Origin of the sequence: Entomomonas sp. E2T0 (assembly GCF_025985425.1) — a bacterium.
In the GTDB taxonomy this organism is placed as follows: Bacteria; Pseudomonadota; Gammaproteobacteria; order Pseudomonadales; family Pseudomonadaceae; genus Entomomonas.
Window position 1 is genome coordinate 853,582 of the sequence record NZ_CP094972.1, and the last position, 20,104, is coordinate 873,685.

The 20,104-nt window shown below is 36.0% G+C and carries 19 protein-coding genes; 8 read left to right on the forward strand and 11 right to left on the reverse strand.

Translation table 11 applies throughout. The annotated features are described in order from the left end of the window. Positions 1-13 precede the first annotated feature (13 nt). Entirely contained in the window at positions 14-400 is a 387-nt protein-coding gene (locus tag MTZ49_RS04110) for a hypothetical protein (RefSeq protein ID WP_264747122.1), read from the reverse strand. A gap of 139 nt (positions 401-539) precedes the next feature. Further along, positions 540-1,427: a lysophospholipid acyltransferase gene (locus MTZ49_RS04115; protein WP_264747123.1), complete on the reverse strand. Its 888-nt coding sequence runs from the start codon at positions 1,425-1,427 to the stop codon at positions 540-542. Positions 1,428-1,567: 140 nt separating this feature from the next. Between MTZ49_RS04115 and recN the strand changes: the two genes are divergently transcribed. Next, the gene (gene recN, locus MTZ49_RS04120) at positions 1,568-3,232 is read left to right on the forward strand and encodes a DNA repair protein RecN (RefSeq protein ID WP_264747124.1); all 1,665 of its coding nucleotides are present in this window, start codon (positions 1,568-1,570) and stop codon (positions 3,230-3,232) included. A gap of 3 nt (positions 3,233-3,235) precedes the next feature. Here recN and thiE read toward each other — a convergent pair whose 3' ends face one another. Next, on the reverse strand, positions 3,236-3,865 hold the full coding sequence (thiE, locus tag MTZ49_RS04125) for a thiamine phosphate synthase (protein ID WP_264747125.1): 630 nt from the start codon (positions 3,863-3,865) through the stop codon (positions 3,236-3,238). After that, positions 3,862-4,665 (reverse strand): hydroxymethylpyrimidine/phosphomethylpyrimidine kinase, encoded by an 804-nt coding sequence (locus MTZ49_RS04130; RefSeq protein WP_264747126.1) that lies wholly within the window; start codon positions 4,663-4,665, stop codon positions 3,862-3,864. The genes thiE and MTZ49_RS04130 overlap by 4 nt, the downstream gene beginning before the upstream one ends. Before the next feature lie 157 nt (positions 4,666-4,822). On the opposite strand from MTZ49_RS04130, the gene choX reads away from it, so the two are divergent. The 6 genes from choX to MTZ49_RS04160 all read left to right on the forward strand — a co-directional run bounded on the left by choX (position 4,823) and on the right by MTZ49_RS04160 (position 10,350). Further along, on the forward strand, positions 4,823-5,782 hold the full coding sequence (gene choX, locus MTZ49_RS04135; RefSeq protein ID WP_264747127.1) for a choline ABC transporter substrate-binding protein: 960 nt from the start codon (positions 4,823-4,825) through the stop codon (positions 5,780-5,782). Between the two features lie 26 nt (positions 5,783-5,808). Further along, the gene (pip, locus tag MTZ49_RS04140) at positions 5,809-6,768 is read left to right on the forward strand and encodes a prolyl aminopeptidase (protein WP_264747128.1); all 960 of its coding nucleotides are present in this window, start codon (positions 5,809-5,811) and stop codon (positions 6,766-6,768) included. 11 nt (positions 6,769-6,779) lie between these two features. Further along, positions 6,780-7,217: a D-aminoacyl-tRNA deacylase gene (dtd, locus tag MTZ49_RS04145; protein ID WP_264747129.1), complete on the forward strand. Its 438-nt coding sequence runs from the start codon at positions 6,780-6,782 to the stop codon at positions 7,215-7,217. A gap of 88 nt (positions 7,218-7,305) precedes the next feature. Next, positions 7,306-7,770: a hypothetical protein gene (locus tag MTZ49_RS04150; RefSeq protein ID WP_264747130.1), complete on the forward strand. Its 465-nt coding sequence runs from the start codon at positions 7,306-7,308 to the stop codon at positions 7,768-7,770. 127 nt (positions 7,771-7,897) lie between these two features. Next, the gene (locus MTZ49_RS04155) at positions 7,898-8,797 is read left to right on the forward strand and encodes an aspartyl/asparaginyl beta-hydroxylase domain-containing protein (RefSeq protein WP_264747131.1); all 900 of its coding nucleotides are present in this window, start codon (positions 7,898-7,900) and stop codon (positions 8,795-8,797) included. 101 nt (positions 8,798-8,898) lie between these two features. Further along, positions 8,899-10,350 (forward strand): glyceraldehyde-3-phosphate dehydrogenase, encoded by a 1,452-nt coding sequence (locus MTZ49_RS04160; protein ID WP_264747132.1) that lies wholly within the window; start codon positions 8,899-8,901, stop codon positions 10,348-10,350. Positions 10,351-10,401: 51 nt separating this feature from the next. Here MTZ49_RS04160 and MTZ49_RS04165 read toward each other — a convergent pair whose 3' ends face one another. The 7 genes from MTZ49_RS04165 to MTZ49_RS04195 all read right to left on the reverse strand — a co-directional run bounded on the left by MTZ49_RS04165 (position 10,402) and on the right by MTZ49_RS04195 (position 18,554). Continuing rightward, positions 10,402-13,860, reverse strand: coding sequence for a PAS domain-containing hybrid sensor histidine kinase/response regulator (locus tag MTZ49_RS04165; RefSeq protein ID WP_264747133.1), 3,459 nt, complete (start codon positions 13,858-13,860; stop codon positions 10,402-10,404). 70 nt (positions 13,861-13,930) lie between these two features. Beyond that, entirely contained in the window at positions 13,931-14,266 is a 336-nt protein-coding gene (locus tag MTZ49_RS04170; RefSeq protein WP_413774186.1) for a GlpM family protein, read from the reverse strand. Positions 14,267-14,276: 10 nt separating this feature from the next. Then, positions 14,277-15,134: a hypothetical protein gene (locus tag MTZ49_RS04175; RefSeq protein ID WP_264747135.1), complete on the reverse strand. Its 858-nt coding sequence runs from the start codon at positions 15,132-15,134 to the stop codon at positions 14,277-14,279. Between the two features lie 20 nt (positions 15,135-15,154). Beyond that, positions 15,155-15,412 carry a YheV family putative zinc ribbon protein gene (locus tag MTZ49_RS04180; protein ID WP_264747136.1) on the reverse strand — a complete coding sequence of 86 codons (258 nt, stop codon included), beginning with the start codon at positions 15,410-15,412 and terminating at the stop codon, positions 15,155-15,157. After that, the gene (gene prlC / locus MTZ49_RS04185; protein WP_264747137.1) at positions 15,412-17,457 is read right to left on the reverse strand and encodes an oligopeptidase A; all 2,046 of its coding nucleotides are present in this window, start codon (positions 17,455-17,457) and stop codon (positions 15,412-15,414) included. The genes MTZ49_RS04180 and prlC overlap by 1 nt, the downstream gene beginning before the upstream one ends. A 28-nt stretch (positions 17,458-17,485) precedes the next feature. Next, positions 17,486-18,238, reverse strand: a complete 753-nt coding sequence (locus MTZ49_RS04190) for an RsiV family protein (RefSeq protein WP_264747138.1) — start codon at positions 18,236-18,238, stop codon at positions 17,486-17,488. A gap of 4 nt (positions 18,239-18,242) precedes the next feature. Continuing rightward, positions 18,243-18,554, reverse strand: a complete 312-nt coding sequence (locus MTZ49_RS04195) for a DUF2782 domain-containing protein (RefSeq protein ID WP_264747139.1) — start codon at positions 18,552-18,554, stop codon at positions 18,243-18,245. Positions 18,555-18,937: 383 nt separating this feature from the next. Here MTZ49_RS04195 and MTZ49_RS04200 point away from each other — a divergent pair, with 383 nt between their 5' ends. Beyond that, complete coding sequence (locus tag MTZ49_RS04200) at positions 18,938-20,086, forward strand: efflux RND transporter periplasmic adaptor subunit (RefSeq protein ID WP_264747140.1); 1,149 nt, start codon at positions 18,938-18,940, stop codon at positions 20,084-20,086. Positions 20,087-20,104 lie beyond the last annotated feature (18 nt).

The window sequence follows — 20,104 nt, forward strand, 5'->3', positions numbered from 1 at the left end:
CTCTCGATAACTATTAAATAAATTTATCTAAATTAATACCAAATCCTTTAGCCATATCTAATGCTTTAGCTACAAGGTTAGCATTATCAGGTTTGGCTAATTCTGAAACTTGCTGGTCGGTATCTTTTGCAGCAAATTGGCCAGCTAACTGCTTAAACATAGCAATAAAGTTTTCTGATGAATCAGGATTACTAGTTTCATTGCTACCTAGTGCTTTTAGGGCAGATAGCTTTTGGATAATATCAGGTGAAAGATTGCCTAAAAATTTCTGAATAAGATTGCCAGAAACCTCATTACCAAGCAGGCTTTTTGCCATACCTAGTAAACCACCTGCATCATTATTAGAGGAAAGTGAGCCGGCTAGTTTGGTGTATTGTGAAATAATATCAGTTAAAGACATGATAATACCTTATAGGTTGAATGATCAGTAGTAATTATAGGTAATATGAATAGTATTATTACTATGAGACTTAATGCTAACATTTTATAAAGTCTTTTATAAACAATATATTAATTACATTAAAAAGTGCTAGATTTAATTAATACCAGCGATCCTCTCCCTCTGGACGTTGTTTAAAACGTTTCATACTCCACATATATTGGGTAGGCCATCTCTTCACACAGCCTTCAATAATTTGTCCCATAACAGCTACACTTTCATCTGTATCTTTACTGTAAATTTCTTCAGGTACATTTTCAAAAATAACCTTATAACCTGAACCATCTTCTAAACGAATAGCATGTCCTACGAACGCAACTGCTTTTTTACCTGTAACCATACTAGGTACAAACTTACTGGTAAGCACTTGAGTAGCAAAAAAGGGTACAAATACACCGGATGATCTAGAGGGTTCTGGATCAGCTGGAATACCGGCACAGCCGCCTTTACGGATTTCTTTGATAACACTTAAAATACCTTCTTTGGTGGAGGGGGCTACTCTATTTCCCATTTGTACACGACGTTTTTTTAAAAACTCATCAAGCTCTTTTAATTTAGGTGGGCGATAAAAAATAATAGGATTACAATAACTAGAGTAAAAATGATTAAGTATTTCCCAATTACCTAAATGGCTAGTAATACCAACCGCGCCTTTACCTGAATTAATAGCGTTTAGTAAAACATCTAGTCCTTCAACTTGTTTAATATATTTAAGGGTTTTTTCTGGAGGCCAACACCATGCACAAGCACTTTCGGCCATTGTTTTACCTTGGTTAATTAAGGTTTGTTTAGCGAGTTTTTCTATTTCTATTGCTGAAAGTTTAGGAAAACATTTTGCTAAATTAATTAAGGCCACTTGCTTTGAACGGTTTGGGAATATCCACATAAGATAGCCAACAAAACCCCCTACTTTTTGTATGCCACCCCAAGGTAATAAGGCTAATAAACGAAGAAAGCCAACCGCTAATTTACCCTTAAATTTTTTCACAAATAATACTCATCTATTTAATCACTGTTATTATTTTAACATTTACTAAAGAATAATGGGCTATGGATCACGTTTTGTTGACTAATAGCTTATAATAGTCATTTAGTGTATTTATAGCATTATCTATAGGTTAATTATTCATGCTAGTGCATTTGTCTATTAAAAATTATGCCATTGTCGATCATCTGGATCTTGATTTGTCATCTGGAATGACAGTGATTACAGGGGAAACAGGGGCTGGTAAGTCTATTATGTTAGATGCACTAGGCTTAGCTTTGGGTGATCGTTGTGATAACAGTGTGGTTAGACAAGGTGCAGATAAAGCAGATATTTTAGCTAGTTTTGAGCTAACCAATATTCCAGAAGCTAAACAGTGGTTGATTGACCACGATCTTGTAAGTGATGATATTTGTATATTACGTCGCGTAATTAATCAAGATGGTCGTTCACGTGGTTATATTAATGGTACGCCTTGTCCTTTATCCCATCTCAAATTGCTAGGTGAATTACTGATAGATATTCATAGTCAGCATGAACACCAGTCGTTGTTAAAATTAGAAACACATCGTCATTTATTAGATGATTATGCAGGTAGTCGAGCATTAGCTGAACAAGTTAAGCAACTTGCCCAACAATGGAAACAAACACAGCAAACACTACAAAGATTATCCAGTAATAGTGAAGAGCAACAGGCAAAACAACAATTATTAAGTTATCAACTTGAGGAGTTAGAAAAACTGGCTTTAGCTGATAATGAAGTAGAGCAACTGGAAGCAGAACAAAGAAATCTAAGTCAAGCAGATACTATTTTAAGCGCCTGCCAGCAAGTTTTAGATACTTGTAGTAATGATGAGGCCAATATTTTATCTGCACTTAGCATGAGTGTGCGGCGTTTAACTGGTTTTAAAGAACCTGTAGAAGGATTAGCAGATGCTACTAGTTTATTAAGTAATGCACAGATTCAATTAGAAGAAGCGATTGCTGAGATTAATCATTTTGTAGACCACTTTGATATAGATCCACTACGCCAACAACAAGTAGAGGATCGGCTAGATGCCATTTATAGTCTAGCAAGAAAACATCATTTACAACCTACAGAGTTGGTTGAGCTTACTCAGAGATTGCAGGATGAATTAGCCAATATTGAAGCAGGTGATGAAAAGTTAGAGGAATTAGCTAATACATTAGAACAATTAGCCAAAGACTATCAGCAAGCCGCTGAAAAACTATCTGCACTACGTAAAAAAGCAGCAGCAAAATTGGCAAAAGCTGTACAGCAAGAAATGCAAACATTAGGTATGCCAGGAGGGCAATTTACCATAGAACTAACAACCATAAATACTTCTGAACCACAATTGCATGGCTTAGAAACAATAGAGTTTTTGGTAAGTGGTAACCCTGGGCAACCTGTACGGCCTTTAAATAAAGTGGCTTCTGGTGGCGAGTTGTCAAGAATTAGTCTTGCCATTCAAGTAATTACTGCTCAAACATCCCGAGTTTCAACATTAGTTTTTGATGAAGTGGATGTGGGCATTGGTGGGCCTACAGCAGAGATTGTAGGCAAGTTATTACGAAAACTAGGTGAACAAGGGCAGGTGTTAACAGTAACCCATTTACCACAGGTAGCTGCACAAGGGCATCATCATTTATTTGTACATAAAGAGCGTACTAAAAACTCTACTCAAACAGCAGTAACAGCACTGGATAAACAACAAAGAATAGAAGAGTTAGCAAGAATGTTAGGCGGTGTTGATTTAACCAAAGAGTCCTTAGCTCATGCAGAAAAAATGCTAACAGGGGGCTAGCCTTTAATTTGAATAGTTTATAAGCTGGACAAATTGTTCAGCTATGGCTTTAACTTGTTTGGTCGACTCGACAGCAAAGAGTTCATTAACAACAGCCAATAAATTAGCACCTTGTTTAAGTAAAATAGGGGCATTTTGTAAAGTAATACCCCCTATAACACAAATAGGTAAATCTAAAGTTTTTGCCTGTTCAATTACACTAATATCAGCAGGTTTAGCATTTGGTTTTGTTTTAGAAGCAAAGAAGCGACCAAAAGCTAAATAACTAGCACCTTCTGTTTTTGCTTGTTGAGCTAATGCTATACTGCCATGGCAAGTTGCACCTATAATAGCTGTATTGCCAAGTAGCTCTCTCGCTTTTTGGATAGAACCGTCTTCTTGTCCTAAATGCACACCTGCACCTAGCTCTTTCGCGAGTAGTACATCATCGTTAATAATTAACTGAGCTTGATATTGCTTACATAGTGTCAGTAAAGCGCTTGCCTCTTGGTAACGGCGGTGTGTATCTTGAGTTTTATCACGATATTGTAAAACTTTCATACCGCCTTGTAGTGCAGCCTCTACATAGGGTAGTAAGCGACCATCAGCTAATAACTTATTATCAGTAATTCCATAGAGCCCTGCTAATATCATGAACAGAAATCCAGCGGCAAACGACGGGGAATATACTGTCCATGGCCAGGTGCTTCTGCATCCCGTAGTGTTCGCCACGTATAATCAAGGGCAGATTTTACTGCACTGATTAGTTCTTCTCCTAGTGCCAAGCGTCCTGCTAATGCACTTGCTAGCGTACAACCTGAACCATGATAGTTGCCTGGTAAGCGTGCACAGGTAAAAATATGTTTTTCGCCCTGCTGAGTATAGAGGCGATTAGAGATTACAGGGTCTGACTCATGGCCGCCTTTAATCAGTAAATGTTTGCAGTATTTTAATAATTTTTCTGCACATTCATCTGCTGAGCCTGCAGGCAGTTCCGCTAAAATACGCGCTTCAGGTAAATTAGGAGTACTGATAGTCGCCAGTGGGAATAGTTTTTCGCGAATAGCATAAGCGATATCACCTTTACCTAAGGTACCACCACCACCAGCTCTTAATACGGGGTCACATACCAATGGTAAGTGAGGATTTTGGTTGGCTATTTCAATAATAGTGTCAACCATCTCCATATTACCTAACATACCAAGTTTAATAGAGGAAACTGGCATATCTTGTAACACAGCGTTGGCTTGTGCCAATACCCATTCTCTGTCTAATACTCTAAAATCAGTAACATCAACTGTATTTTGTACAGTGAGGGCTGTTACGGTGGGAGCAGCATGGCAGTTTTGTGCCAAAATAGCTTCAATATCAGCTTGAATACCTGCTCCACCACTAGGGTCGTGGCCAGATAAACAAAGGACAATAGGTCTTGAGGGTGGGGTATTATGGATCATAGTATTAGCACAGTTTATTAAGAGTAATAGAGTAAAATACAAGATTGATGGTCTAAAGTATATATTAAATTAATACAGACCATTTTGCTATTTACCTAAAATCATAGTATGGTTGTTTTAGCATTAACTAAGTTGCTGCGATAGCAGGGGAGAGAGAATGAATAAGCTCAGTAAAATAATATGTGTAGGATTATTAGGGTTAGCAACAAGTTTAGTAAGTTGGGCAGATGAGCCAGTAGAAGATATTTTGGCTTGTCAAAATATTAAATTAGCTGAAACAGGTTGGGCTGATATTAGTGCTACTACTGCTATGGTTTCAGTGGTTGCTGAGGGGCTTGGTTATGAGGTTAGTGCTCCTATTATTTCTGTTCCCATTGCTTTTACTAGTGTTGCTAAGGGTAAGGTTGATGCTTTTTTAGGTTATTGGTCTCCCTCAATGGATGGTATTGCAGCGCCTTTTGTTAAAGATAAGACAATCATTATTCCTGAAAAAGCCAACTTGGAAGGGGCTAAATACACATTAGCCGTACCTGCTTATACTTATGAGGCAGGCTTGCAATCATTTAAAGATATTGCCAAATTTAAAAAGGATTTAAACGCGCAAATATATGGTATTGAAGCAGGTAATGACGGTAATTTGTTAATTCAAAAGATGATCAAGGATAACTTATTTAATTTAAGTGATTTTAAGTTAAGAGAGTCTAGTGAAGCAGCTATGATTAGCCAAGTTAAACGAGCAGTAAAAGCCAACAAACCTATAGTGTTTTTAGCTTGGGAACCACACCCGATGAACAGTCAGGTTGAGTTGAAATATTTAGCTGATGGAGATGAGGTGTTTGGTCCTAATTATGGTAGTGCTAAAGTATTTACTATTATTTCTCCTGAGTTTCAAAAACGTTGCCCAGCAGAAGCTAATTTAATTAGCCAAATTCGTTTTACAGTGGAAATGGAAAGTGAATTAATGACAGAAATTTTAGAAAATAAAGTACCTGCTAAAAAAGCAGCTAAAGAGTATTTGAAAAAACATCCTGAAGTGCTTAAACAATGGCTTGTAGGTATTAAAAGTACTAATGGTGAAGATGGAAAAGTAGCTATTGATAAATATTTAGCGCAGTAAAATTTGATAAGGGATCAATAAAAATCATGCAGCCACTGTTTCCAGAGATAAAGCCTTATGCTACACATAAGTTAGCTGTGCAATCACCTCATGTACTATATATTGAGGAGAGTGGTTCTATGACAGGTCTGCCAGTGTTATTTTTACATGGCGGACCTGGCGGTGGATGTGATGAAAATAGTGCCCGTTTTTTTGATCCCACTATTTATCGAATAATTACGTTTGATCAACGTGGCTGTGGTCGTTCAACACCCTATGCCTCTTTGGAAAATAATACGACTTGGGATTTAGTGGCAGATATTGAGCTTATTCGTAAAGAGTTAGCTATTGATAAGTGGGTAGTGTTTGGTGGTTCGTGGGGTTCTACCTTAGCATTAGCTTATGCACAAACGCATCCTGAAAGAGTCTTAGGATTGATTTTACGGGGCATCTTTTTATGCAGACCAACTGAGATTGAATGGTTTTATCAAAAAGGTGCTAGTTATTTATTCCCAGATTATTGGGAAGATTATATTGCACCTATTCCAGAAGTGGAACGTGGTGATTTAGTACAAGCTTTTTATAAGCGTTTAACGGGTACTGATGAGATTGCTCAATTAAATGCTGCACGAGCTTGGTCAGGTTGGGAGGGAAGTACTATTACTTTAGCGCCTAATCCTAAAATTACACAAAGTTTTCTGGAAACTAAAAAAGCCTTAGCTATGGCTCGTATAGAATGCCATTATTTTATAAATAATGCTTTTTTAGAACCTAATCAATTACTGCGTGATATGGACAAAATAGCCCATATTCCAAGTATTATAGTTCATGGTCGTTACGATGTGATTTGTCCCCTCGATAATGCTTGGCAACTTCATAAGTTATGGCCAAATAGTGAGCTTAATATTATTCGTGAGTCAGGCCATTCAGCATTTGAGGTGGGTACAGTGGATGCCTTAGTAAAAGCTACACATGCTATGGCTGAAAAGCTATTAACTGAAAAATAAGGGATAAGTGAGTGAAGGCTTTAATTCAACGAGTAACTGAAGCCCGTGTGGCAGTAGAAGATAAAACAATAGGTGAAATTGGTATCGGTATTCTTGCATTAGTAGGAATTGAACCAGATGATACACCAGCAAAAGCTGATAAGCTGCTACATAAGTTATTAAACTATCGTATCTTTACTGATGAAAATGATAAGATGAATCGTTCATTGGCAGATATTAATGGTGGATTGTTGTTGGTATCACAATTCACTCTAGTTGCAGACACTAAAAGTGGATTACGCCCCAGTTTTTCTACCGCAGCCTCTCCTGCTTTAGGAGAGGAATTATTTAATTATTTATTAGTACAAGCAAAACAGAAATATACACCTGTTGCAACAGGTTGTTTTGGTGCTAATATGCAAATTCATTTGATAAATAATGGTCCAGTAACTTTTTTATTGGATGTTTAGTTTTATCATTGATTTACGCCTGTGAACAAGTAATAAATTTTAATTAATATCGTGTTTAGTAATAATTTAATTGATTGAGGATGTAATAGTGATTAACACTACCATACCAACAGAGGCTGATTGGGCTGATTATCAAACGGAACTAGACTGTCAAGAAGCATATGATTTATACGCAGGGAAAGATGCAGAAAGTTTAAAGTCGGTTTTTGTGGAGTCAATAGATCGTTGTGTAGATGGACTACATTTTATGCCTCCAAAGGTTTTTCATTATTATGCCAGTGTTTTTGCTGATTATGTGTTGCAAGTAGAGAGATTACCAGGCTTACAACCAGAGAATCGAGCACTAGCAGCAGCAGGTTTGTTTACTTTATTAGAAAATAAATTACATATCAGCCCTATGGATGTGAAAGAAATTTATCCAAAACTAATAGAAATAGCTAAATATGTAGCAGAACATCAGTCAAATTACTATGCGGATAAAGAGCAATATGGTGATTTTTCTAAACAGCTTGTTATTTTTAATGCATTAGCTAAAGAATCACATATTATTTAACAGGTATTTGTCGTTCTATTTGAGGGAATTAGGGGACAAACTATTCGCTATTAGTATAATGTTTTATTTAAAGTATTATAGAAGTAGCTTATTATATTTTGATTAGAATAGTAGGTGGGTACAGCAATTGAAAATTATCATTGTAGGATTGTTAATAGCTAGTGTTCTATTTGTTCATTATCGTGGTCGTGTTCGTCATAAATGGTCTCGCCAAATAAAAGATCATTCAACTTTCTTAGCACCACTAAATTCTATTATTTATTTAACTTCTAAATTACCTAGTCAACCGTATTATTCAACAGATATTTATCCTGAATTAAAGGTTTTTGAGGAAAATTGGCAGAAAATTAAAGAAGAAGGTGAACGTTTATTAGAGGCTGGTAAAGTAAAAGGTTCTGATAAGCTCGATGATGCAGGTTTTAACTCTTTTTTCCGCAAGGGCTGGAAGCGTTTTTATTTAAAATGGTATGGCGATAGCCATCCTTCAGCTATGGAGTTATGTCCTTTTACTACAGCGTTAGTGAAAGATATTCCAACCGTTAAAGCCGCTATGTTTACTGAGTTACCACCAGGAGCACGTTTAGTAACGCATCGTGACCCTTATTCGGGTTCTCTTCGTTATCATTTAGGACTTGATACACCTAATGATGATAGATGTTTTATTGAAGTAGATGGTGAGCGATATTCATGGCGTGATGGTGAAGGTGTTATTTTTGATGAAACGTATATTCATCATGCTGAAAATATGACAGATCATCGCCGTTTAATTTTCTTCTGTGATATGGATCGGCCTTTAAAATATAAATGGGCAACCAAATTTAATCATTGGGTAGGTAAAAATGTAGTAGGAGCTGCTGCTTCTCCTAATGAAGATGGTGATAAACTAGGTGGTATTAATAAAGCTTTTGGTTTTCTTTATAAAATTCGTGAGCGTGGAAAAGAATTAAAGAAAAGAAACCGTTTCCGTTATTACCTTGAACAGTGGTTATTACTGGCCTTTGTGATTTGGATTATTTGGATTATTTAAATTTCCTAGTAAAGGCCATTCCTTTTCATTGATGGAATGGCCTTATTTTTGGCATAATAGGGCAACCATTTATCCTCTAATCAACAAATGGAAGGTGCCTAGTGTCTCAAACATCACAACAATGTCTTACTGATTGGACGGATCGTGAAGCGTTAGCTGAAACAATGATCCCGCTAGTAGGTCAGCTGTATCGTAATAATCATGTTGTTACATCAATTTATGGTTTTAGCCTAATCAATCAGTCTGTTGTCTCTATTTTACAAACTCATGCCGCCACCCATTATCGTTTTGGTAGTGAAGCAGAACTTTCTGTAAAAGAAACTTATCCTTTATTAAAAATCATGACAGAGCTTAATTTAGGTTCTGCTTCTATTGATCTTGGTAAGTTAGCTGTCAAGTACCGTGAAGAGCAATCATTAACACCAGAACAGTTCTTACGCAAAGAGTTGGCCGATATCATAGATAAGCCAGCTGATAAACAAACAGATTGTGGTACGGATATTGTGCTTTACGGCTTTGGTCGTATTGGACGCTTGCTTGCGCGCATTATGATTGAAAGAACAGGTAGTGGTGATGGTTTGAGATTACGTGCTATTGTCGTACGTAAGGGCTCAGATGATGATTTAGAGAAGCGTGCCAATCTATTACGACGTGACTCTGTGCATGGTGCTTTCAATGGTACCGTGTTAGTTAACGAAGAAAATAATACATTATCAATTAATGGTAATCTAGTACAGGTCATCTACTCAAGCGAGCCTAGTACAGTAGATTATACCCAATATGGTATTAACAATGCGATTGTTATTGATAATACTGGTAAATGGCGTGATGAAGAAGGTTTGAGCCAACACTTAAAATGTAAAGGTGTGTCACGTGTTATTCTAACGGCACCTGGTAAAGGTAAATTAAAGAATATCGTTTATGGTGTAAATGATAGTTTAATTACCAAAGATGATAAGATTCTTTCTGCTGCCTCTTGTACTACTAATGCCATTGTACCTGTATTAAAAGTAATTAATGATCAATTTGGTATTGAGAATGGTCATGTAGAAACCGTCCACTCATACACTAATGACCAGAATTTGATTGATAACTTCCACAAAGGAAGCCGTCGTGGACGTAGTGCACCATTAAATATGGTAATTACGGAAACAGGTGCAGCAACAGCAGCAGCTAAAGCGCTACCTGAATTAGCAGGCAAGTTAACAGGTAATGCGATTCGTGTACCAACACCTAATGTATCACTCGCTATTCTTAATTTAAATCTTGGTAAATCAACCTCTAGAGAAGAGTTAAATGACTTCTTAAGAGATGTTGCATTACACTCTAAATTACATAGACAAATAGATTTTATTGATTCAACAGAAGTAGTTTCTAGTGATTTTGTGGGCTCACGTCATGCAGGTATTGTTGATGCTGCAGCAACTATTTGTACTGATAATCATGCTGTTCTTTATGTATGGTATGACAATGAGTACGGATATAGCTCACAAGTTATTCGTATTGTTGAGAATATTGCCAATGTAAGACGCTTAGCTTTTCCTAAATCTTAATTTAAGAATGTATAAGTAATAAAAAGGCATGTTTTATACATGCCTTTTTTATTATTTTAAGTTTACATGTAGGCTAATAAGCGCTCTTAATTGAGCAGGCTTAAGTGGTTTCTTAATGAAATCCAGCCCTGCCATTTGTAGCTCATCAGCCAGTTCTTGTGAGTTATCTGCACTGATGATAATAGCGGGTAGTTTAGGATTATTTAATTGTTCACGAAGCAATTTTATTAGGTCTGTGCCTATATAACCATGGTCTAAATGGTAGTCAACTAATAATAATTGAGGTTTAAAGCCACTAGTTAATATTTCTTCACATTCTTGTTGATTACGAGCTGTTTTAACTATGCAGTTCCAACGAGACAATAACGTTTTCATGCCCGTTAAAATAGTATCCTCATTGTCTACACATAATACAGCGACTGCTGATGGTTTTGGCTTGTTAGCTACAGCAGGCGCTAATATTTCATCAATTTGTGCTGTGTCAAGCATTAAGGGAGTGTCTTCAATAGGCACAGTGACACTGAAAACAGTACCTTTCTCTAGCCATGAACGAACAGTAATTGGATGATCAAGTAGTTTACAAAAACCATCAGCAATAGCAAGACCTAAGCCTAGCCCTTTTTCTGCACGTGTTTGATGGCTATCTAACCGTTTGAATTCTTCAAAAATAATTTTTTGCTTATCTTCAGGGATACCTTTACCTTGATCCCATACCTCAATCCGCACATGATCTTTAATGCGTCTAGCGCCTAAAACTATTCTACCTTCTCCATAACGGAAAGCATTGGTTAGAAAGTTTTGTAAAATACGTCTTAATAATTTACTATCACTTTTTATAAATAAACTACAGGGATGTACTTTAAAAGTAATATCCTCTGGTGCTAAAGCAGATAGTTCTGTATTGAGTGTGTTAAACAAATCGTTTAATGCAATTGTTTCATTCTTTGGTGTAATACGCCCACTTTCTAGTCGAGAGATATCCAATAGATCAGAGATTAATTCTTCTGCAGAATGCAGTGATGATTCCAAATGATGTATTAATTCTTTAGCAGTGGCTGGTAAATGTTCTTGTGTCAAAGAGGAGGCAAACAGCCTAGCAGCATTTAATGGTTGCATTAAGTCATGGCTTACAGCCGCTAGAAAGCGGGTTTTGGATTCATTGGCTTGTTCTGCATTACTTTTTGCTTTAATAAGTGCTGTGTTTAATTTGGATAATTCTTTAGTGCGTTTATTAACACGTTGTTCTAAGTGTTCATTAATTTCTTGTAATGTACGCTCTGCTTGTCGATAAGCGGTAATATCTGTAAAGCTGGTTACGAATCCACCACCAGGCATAGGATTACCAATGATTTCAATAACTCGACCGTTAGGGAATACGCGTTCAGATTTATGTGGATTACCAAAAGATAACCATTTTAACCGAGAAACTACAGCCTCTTCAGAATTATCAGTACCACACATACCTCGTTTGGCATTATAGTAAATAATATCACCAATAGGCCTACCTATTTGGATAAGTCCTTCAGGATAATCAAATAAATCAATATAACGCTGATTCCATGCCACAAGATGTAGTGATTTATCTATCACGCTAATGCCTTGTGTGATATGTTCTAAAGCACCTTGTAATAATGATCGATTGAAACGCAATACTTCAGATGCTTCATCTACAATAAGTAAAACATCTTCCATTTGCATTTCATGGCCTTCAATGGCTGATTTAACCATTGCTCTGGCAGTAGAGCTTCCTAACCTTTCTGCTAACACATGTTCTGTGTAATAGATCCACTCTGGGTCAGCATTACTAGATAAATCAAAGGATAATTGCTGTTTCTCTGCAAAATTTTCAAACAGCTCTAAAGTATTTCGTTCACCAATAAAACGAGCAGTAAGTGCAATTAAATCTTCTAGTTTCACTACTAAGGTGTTGTCATCAATATTAATATTTTGATTAATAAATTTAGTTGCTTGCCAATGCTCAGTTACTCGTTTTTTAGAGATAAGAGAAAAGAAAACAAAGATAGTAAAATTAACTAATAAGGCTAGCACAGTGCAGAAAGTTATATAGGATAACTTAATTGGTAAAAGGTATTGCAACCATGCAAGTAAACTATTTATAGAAAAATTACTAATATCTTTTTGTAATAGTAAAGGCAACATCAGTGTATAACACCAGATAGCTGCACCTATTATAAGTCCAGCGAGCACACCTTGTTTATTAGCTGGCTTCCAATACAGTGCCCCTACCATGGCTGGCGATAGTTGAACAATACCAGCAAAGGAAATCCATCCAATATCACTTAAACTATTATTGGGTGAAAGACAAAGATAACAGGCCGTAGCCAATGCTAGAATAAGGATACTACACATCCAACGAAATCGTTGTAGCTGTTGAACAGAGAGATTTGATAAAGATGATTGGCTATTTAAAAATACACGATTAGAAATTATTCTTGATAAAGAAAAACAACAAATAATGGTTGAACCTACAGTTGCAGAAAAACCACCTAATAAAACAAGTAAAATTAGTAGGTTTGATGACTCATACATAGGTATGGTAATAAGCCAATATTGGTCGCCAATATCATTTTGCAGTAGATAGCCTGCCATAATGATAGGTACTACACAGATAGCCATAATCAGTAAATAAAGTGAAAAGATCCAACGTGCGGAATCTAAATCTTTTGGCTTTTGTGCTTTGGTAACACCGGTTTGAAATAGATAGGTAATACAAACAATAGCCATCATAATAATCATTGTTTGTAATATAAGCTCTGCAGGGTTTAATTTATGAATTCGAAAAACTTCTTTAAATAACTCAAGATTAATTGGTTTTCCTGTATTGTTAATACCTGAAGAGAGTAAATAACAGGCAAGAATGGCAACACTAATAAAAGCAAGTAATTTTAATGTGGCACCAACAGTAGAAGTAAAAAGTAAACTTTTATATTGTCCCTCAACAATATTTCCTTGTTTACCTGCAATAGTAACAATTAGAAAGGCAAAAATGAGTAAAATAATTAAAGTCAGATAATGTTGGGTGGTAAAAGAGTAACTTATGCTTTGTTCGAAAAATACAGCAATGATAGTAATAGTTGCTTTAAGTTGTAAGGTAATATAAGGAATAAAAGCTACTAGGCAGAGAATAGTTACAATGATTGCTAAAGGTTTACTATTACCATAACGTTTTGCAATAAAATCTGGGACGGAGGTTACATTTTCTTGTTGGCTGATAACGAGTATTTTAACGAGAACACGATGGAAAAAAACAAATATAAAAATTGGTCCAATAAATAAGGGAAGGAAGTCCCATAAATGGGTATTACCACTTTCAGTGATGCCTAGGTATATCCAACCACTGCCATATACTGTGAAGGATAGACTGTAGAGAAGTTTTCTTGGTGTTGGTGATAAAGAAGATGAACGACTAGAACCATATATGTTGGAGCCATAAAGTAAAACTGTATAGATCACTAGTGCTGTAATAATGATACAAATGTGCCACAACATATAATAATCCTTTAGCAATAGTTCTTTAACTTTAATACATTAGTTAGAAATTAATAATGGTTAATTTCAACTAATGAAAAAATTGCCAAAAACATAACAAAATAATGGCAGCAATTAGCCACAAAAGTGTAGCTGTAATAAGTGTTATAGTTAATGTTGTTTTTATGCTTAACCAATATACGGCGAATAAGTAAACAGCATATGGAATGAGAGAGAATATACCAAATAATGCGGTAGCTCGTAAATCATTTAGTGATCTTTCTGTTCCAATAACATAATGTGCAATTAATGCAAATGTTGGAAATAAAGGGATTAAGCCCGCTATATAAAAGCTTTTAGATTTAGATAAAAGGGCGATTAGCAGCACAGCAATAACGCCCATAATACATTTTAGAATTAAAGAGATCATTTATATTTTATTGCAGTGAGTTATATAGGCTAAGTTTATTATCTTTTAGGCAAAATAACTCGGCAGAGAGTGCATAAGGTGCTTCTTGTATTTGTTGTTTTGCATATTGATTAAGCATAGAAACTTGTTCAGGATTATTGCTATCAGCAATAATTAATTGATTACGAGCGATTATCGCAATAATTGGTTCGCCTTTTAGCTCAAGGCTAGGCAACAGTTGATCAAGCATTAACACTAAGCTGGCATCATAATTACCATCAAGGCAGAGGGTAGAACCAATATCTGAAGTATGTATTTCTATATGATCAAGCTTAGATTTAAAGTTTTCTAATGCTTGTTGATAAATAGCTTGTAGATCGTTATTAGCTGAATATTCTGTTAATTGGCTTTGATAAAGGTAAGACATGCGTGTAGACATATCTAAAGCAAAAACAATGATTAAATCACCTGCCAAAGGAAGATAAACTAAAGGGTCTTTTTCTGCATTTGGATCAGCCTGACGAATTGCTCGATAGATTTCATCGAGCCAGCTGATAGGTTTAATAGCAGGTAGCAAAATAGGTTCTTCGTTTACTGCATGGAATATATCGCAGATATTTTGAATAATATTGTTTTTATAAGCATCAAAATCTTCATTACCTTGTAGATAAGCATAATAAAGGTTGTCGGGATAAAAAATAATAGGTTCACCTTCTGGACGTTCAATACTGACACTTATCTTGTCAGGATTATCAGCGTCTAAGATAGTAGCATTAATATCAGGATTAGCGTGTTTAAGTTGTTTAACAAGGTCTTCTGTAAGTTCTTTTTTAGATAGCTTTGCTGGTGAGTTTGTCTTGCCAAACAGTTTTGAAAAAAATCCCATAGTTGCCTCCTTGCTGATGGCTAGTGTGACGTCTTGTTTAATTTAGGATTAGGAAAAAAGCGGATAGGTTTTGACTCTTGTGCTATAGGAGTAGGTTGAGCAATGCGTGTTGAGGGTTCAGCAGGTATACTTAACCCTTGCTCATCTAATGTATCCATAAAGCCACAGGCCATACATTCTCTATGTGGTACATTATTTTCTGACCACATCATTAGTTTATCCATTTCTTTGCAAGAGGGGCAAACTGCCCCTGCAATAAAACGTTTAGGTGTTTTCATCAGGCTACCTCTTCTATAAAACCAGAGTGACGTAGTAACGGTTCTATACTTGGCTCACGACCTCGAAACTCAATAAATAACTCTATAGGCTCTTGAGAACCACCTTTGGCTAGAATAGTTTCACGGAATAAGCGGCCTGTTTCTGGATTAAGTATACCTTCTTCTTCAAAGCGGGAAAATGCGTCAGCAGATAGTACTTCAGCCCATTTATAGCTGTAATAACCAGCAGCATAACCACCTGCAAAAATATGTGCAAAACTATTAGCAAAACGATTGTAAGCTGGTGGTTTTAATACTGCTACTCGTTCACGTACATCATTTAATACGTGTTCAACCGTTTTATCACCATAGAAAGTGTGTAGCTCAAAATCAAATAGGGAGAACTCTAGCTGGCGCACCATCATTAAGCCAGCTTGAAAGTTCTTGGCAGCTAACATTTTGTCCAGTAAGTCTTTAGGTAAAGGTTCACCTGTTTCATAATGGCTAGAAATAAGGGCTAATCCTTCTTCTTGCCAACACCAGTTTTCCATAAATTGACTAGGCAACTCCACTGCATCCCAAGCTACGCCATTAATACCTGATGCCCCTAAGTGTTCTATACGGGTAAGCATATGGTGTAACCCATGGCCAAATTCATGAAATAAAGTAGTCACCTCATCATGTGTTAATAGTGCAGGTTTACCTTCACTAGCAGGCATGAAGTTACAAACTAAATTAGCTACTGGCGTAATGATTTGTCCTTGACTGTTTTGATAGCGATCACGGGCGCCATCCATCCATGCTCCCCCTCTTTTATTGGAGCGAGCATATAAATCAAAGAAAAAGCGACCAATCGTTTTGCCTTGCTCTTTGATTTCAAATAGCCTTACATCAGGATGCCATGTGTCAAAATTGTGTAATTCTGAAATTTGAATGTTGTAAAGTGTTTCTACTAATGTAAATAGCCCAGTTAATACTTTATCAATAGGGAAATAAACGCGTAATGTTTCATCAGAAATGCTATAGCGAGCCTCTCTTAGTTTTTCACTATAATAGCTAACATCCCAACTTTGCATATCCGTAATACCTTGCTCTGCAACATAGTTGCGTAATTCTTTGAGATCTTGCTCTGCAAAAGGCTTACTACGATTGGCTAAATCATTTAAGAAGGTTAATACTTGCTGAGGATTTTCAGCCATTTTGTCAGCTAAAGAAAGTTCAGCATAATTAGCAAAGCCTAGTAATTGGGCTAATTCATGTCTTAATGCTAATATTTCTTGCATAATAGGGCCATTATCAAATTTATTAGCTATTGGCCCTTGATCAGAAGCACGCGTGCAATAGGCTTGATAAATTTCTTCACGAAGCTTTCTATCATCAGCGTAACTAATAACGGCATAGTAGCAAGGAAACTCTAAAGTAATTAGCCAGCCTGTTAAGTTCTTGGCTTGTGCGGCTTGTGCCATTTGCGATTTAGCTGATGAAGGAATGCCAGTTAGTGCTTGTTCATCAGTGATATGTTTTGTCCATGCTTGAGTTGCGTCTAATAGTTGATTAGAAAATTTACTGCTTAATTCAGATAGTTTAGCTTGAATTTCACCATAGCGTTTTTGTTTATCAACGGGTAAATCAATACCTGATAAATGAAAGTCTCTTAACGTATGTTTTAAAATAGTTTGTTGTGGGGTTGAGAATTGTTTAGCTACAGGGCTGTTATTTAAAGCTTGATAACGTTCAAATAGCTGCTTATTTTGTCCCATTTCTGTGGAATACTCAGAGAGCTTAGGTAAGCAAGCTTCATAAGCGTTACGTAGTTCTGCATTATTCATTACAGCATTAAGATGACTAATAGGACTCCAGGTATGACTCAGTTTTTCCCCTATTTCATCTAATAATAGTACAGTGTTTTCCCAACTTAACTCTGTCGGTGGGTTTTCCAATAAATTTTTAATAGCTGTTCTATTACTTTCTAGTACGCTATCAATAGCAGACTCAACATGCTCTGCTTTAATTTCTGAGTAAGGTGGTAAATCGAAATTTGTTAAAAGAGGATTTGTTTGGGTCACGGTTTAAATCTCAAGTAAATTGGTTACTTTAATGGGGTGAGTAGATGGGTTTGATAATATCTCTTAATTGTTCATAGGGGATAAATAATTGAGGTTCACCCATTGCATAAGGAGCTAAAGTATTAGCATCATATTTTAATATTGCTTGTTTAGACAATAAGGCAATATGTGTGGTTTCAACAAACGGCCAATCTTCTTGAAACATTTTATTATTTAGCAATTGATTAGCTTCAAGCCATTGATTATACGAAATTTGTGCAATAGACCAAAAGGTTTGTGTTTTATCTGGGTGAATAGCTTTGGCTAGGGTAATGTCTTGTTGTTTTTGCTTATCGAAATTAATAATGGTAAATTTTTTAGGATTATATTGACTGGTGGCAGGCGCTGTTTGTACAGAAAGTTCTAATACAATAAAAACACTACTTTCTTCCAATAACTCAACGTTAATTATTAGGTGATCGCCCTGATTAGCTTTAGCTAGAAAGCTTGTTAGATACTTATGCAAAGAAATATTAGACGGTGCATTCATTACTTCTAAAAGGCGAGTTTCAATTAATTGATTAAGCGTTGGTATTTTTTTAAAGGAAATACTGGAAAGTTTGAAGCTAGGACAGGAATTATCAATTAGAGTAGAGGCTTCACATCCTGTCTGTTGCTCTTGCCAGTTGATTGGGTCAATATTTAAGTTTTTGGAAGAGGTGTTGTCTCTATTTAAATAACTACAGCCCCCTAGATGAGTCAGTAATAAAAAAATTATTAAAAAATAAGGGAACCTTGTCATTCTTCTACCAACTAAATAATGTCCATGAGGGGATTTTTTCTTGAGGACGGCCATTTTTTAATGTGTTGTTATCTCCATCAGCATTAACAAGGTAATAAGGTTTACCATGTTTAGGTGTCACTTTAACTGAGTAAATAAAACCTTTTATACGACGCTCTTCGATAGTATTGTCACCTTCTTGATAGGTAATGACAGTGGTGTCAGCGTTATTTGGCTGATCTGTTGCTAATTGAGTATCTTCTGTAGAAGGTTTGGTTGACTGTTGAGAACAAGCAGTAACTAGTAATAAACAACCAATCATTAAGATATATTTCATGAGATAACTCTGTTTGTGTGATGCTATTTTATAGTTAAGTTTACCACCTTTTATGAGAGTTATTGAGCAAGTTTGTAAAAAATCCTAAAACTATTAAGACAATAGTGTTATTCTATTAAGCTTCATATACATTATTGTTTATAATGGGCGTAAACTCCTATATAAGGCAAGATAGAATCCTCTATTGTTGTATGTTTTGTATTTGTTTTTATTCTAACTAGTGTTTGAAACTATTTGAAATATTCTTTAGCAAAATAACAGAGATTTATTAAAAGAAGTTGTTTACAAACACTGCTGAATGTAAGTAAAGTTAGCAATCATTTTGTTATTTTTTGTTTTCAGGCTATATTTTTAAGTCCTCTTCTGTGGCTGAGGTTTTTTCTATGCAACTAAAACCAACTCGTTCTATATGGATTTCTGCGTTATCATTATCTATACTGCTGTTAGCAGGATGTGGAAAAGGTAATGAACAACAACAAGAGCAGCCACCACAAAAAGTAGAAGTCGTTACTATTAAAGCACAACCGTATACTCTAACAAGAGATTTACCTGGTCGCACAATGGCTTATCGTGTAGCAGAAGTAAGGCCTCAAGTAGAAGGTATTATCCTTAAGCGACTTTTCAAAGAAGGTGGAGAAGTTAAAGAAGGGGATCAACTTTATCAAATAGATCCTGCTATTTACCAAGCAGATGTAAAAAGTGCTCAAGCTAACCTCGCTTCTGCACAGGCTTTAGAAAAGCGTTATAAATCATTGGTTTCATCAAAAGCTGTTAGCCAACAACAATATGATGATGCTCGAGCTGCCTTATTACAGGCGCAAGCAAGTTTGCAAACAGCTCAAGTTAGATTGCGTTATACCAAAGTATTGGCGCCTATTTCTGGACGTATTAGCCGTTCATTAGTAACAGAAGGTGCTTTGGTTACAACAGGACAAGCCAATCCTCTAACAACCATTAATCAATTAGATCCTATTTATGTAGATATTACTCAACCTTCAAAGGACATTCTTCTATTACGAGAAGAGTTAGCAAAGGGGCAATTGGAGAAAGTGGGTGAAAATGCTGCTAAAACTGTATTGATCTTAGAAGATGGTACAACCTATGAGCACGAAGGTGAGTTAGAGTTTTCAGAAGTGTCTGTTAATGAGTCCACAGGTAGTGTTACGTTGCGAGCAATTTTTAAAAATCCAGAAAATAAATTATTACCTGGTATGTTTGTTCATGCTCGTTTAAAAGAAGGTGTTCGACAAAATGCTATTCTTGTTCCTCAGTTAGGCGTTACCCGTAACGTAAAGGGTGAAGCGACTGCGATGGTTGTGAATAAAGAAAATAAAGTTGAACAACGTATATTAGATGTTTCACGAGTAGCTAATTATAATCAATGGTTAGTTAACAAGGGCTTAGAAGAGAATGATAGAGTTATTGTCAAGGGTCTACAGAAGATCCGACAAGGTGCAAAAGTAGATCCAATAGAACAAGGCCAAGCAAGCAATAAACAAGATGGTAATTCTAATTCAGAAGGCAACGAGTAAAACATAGGTAATCCAGGA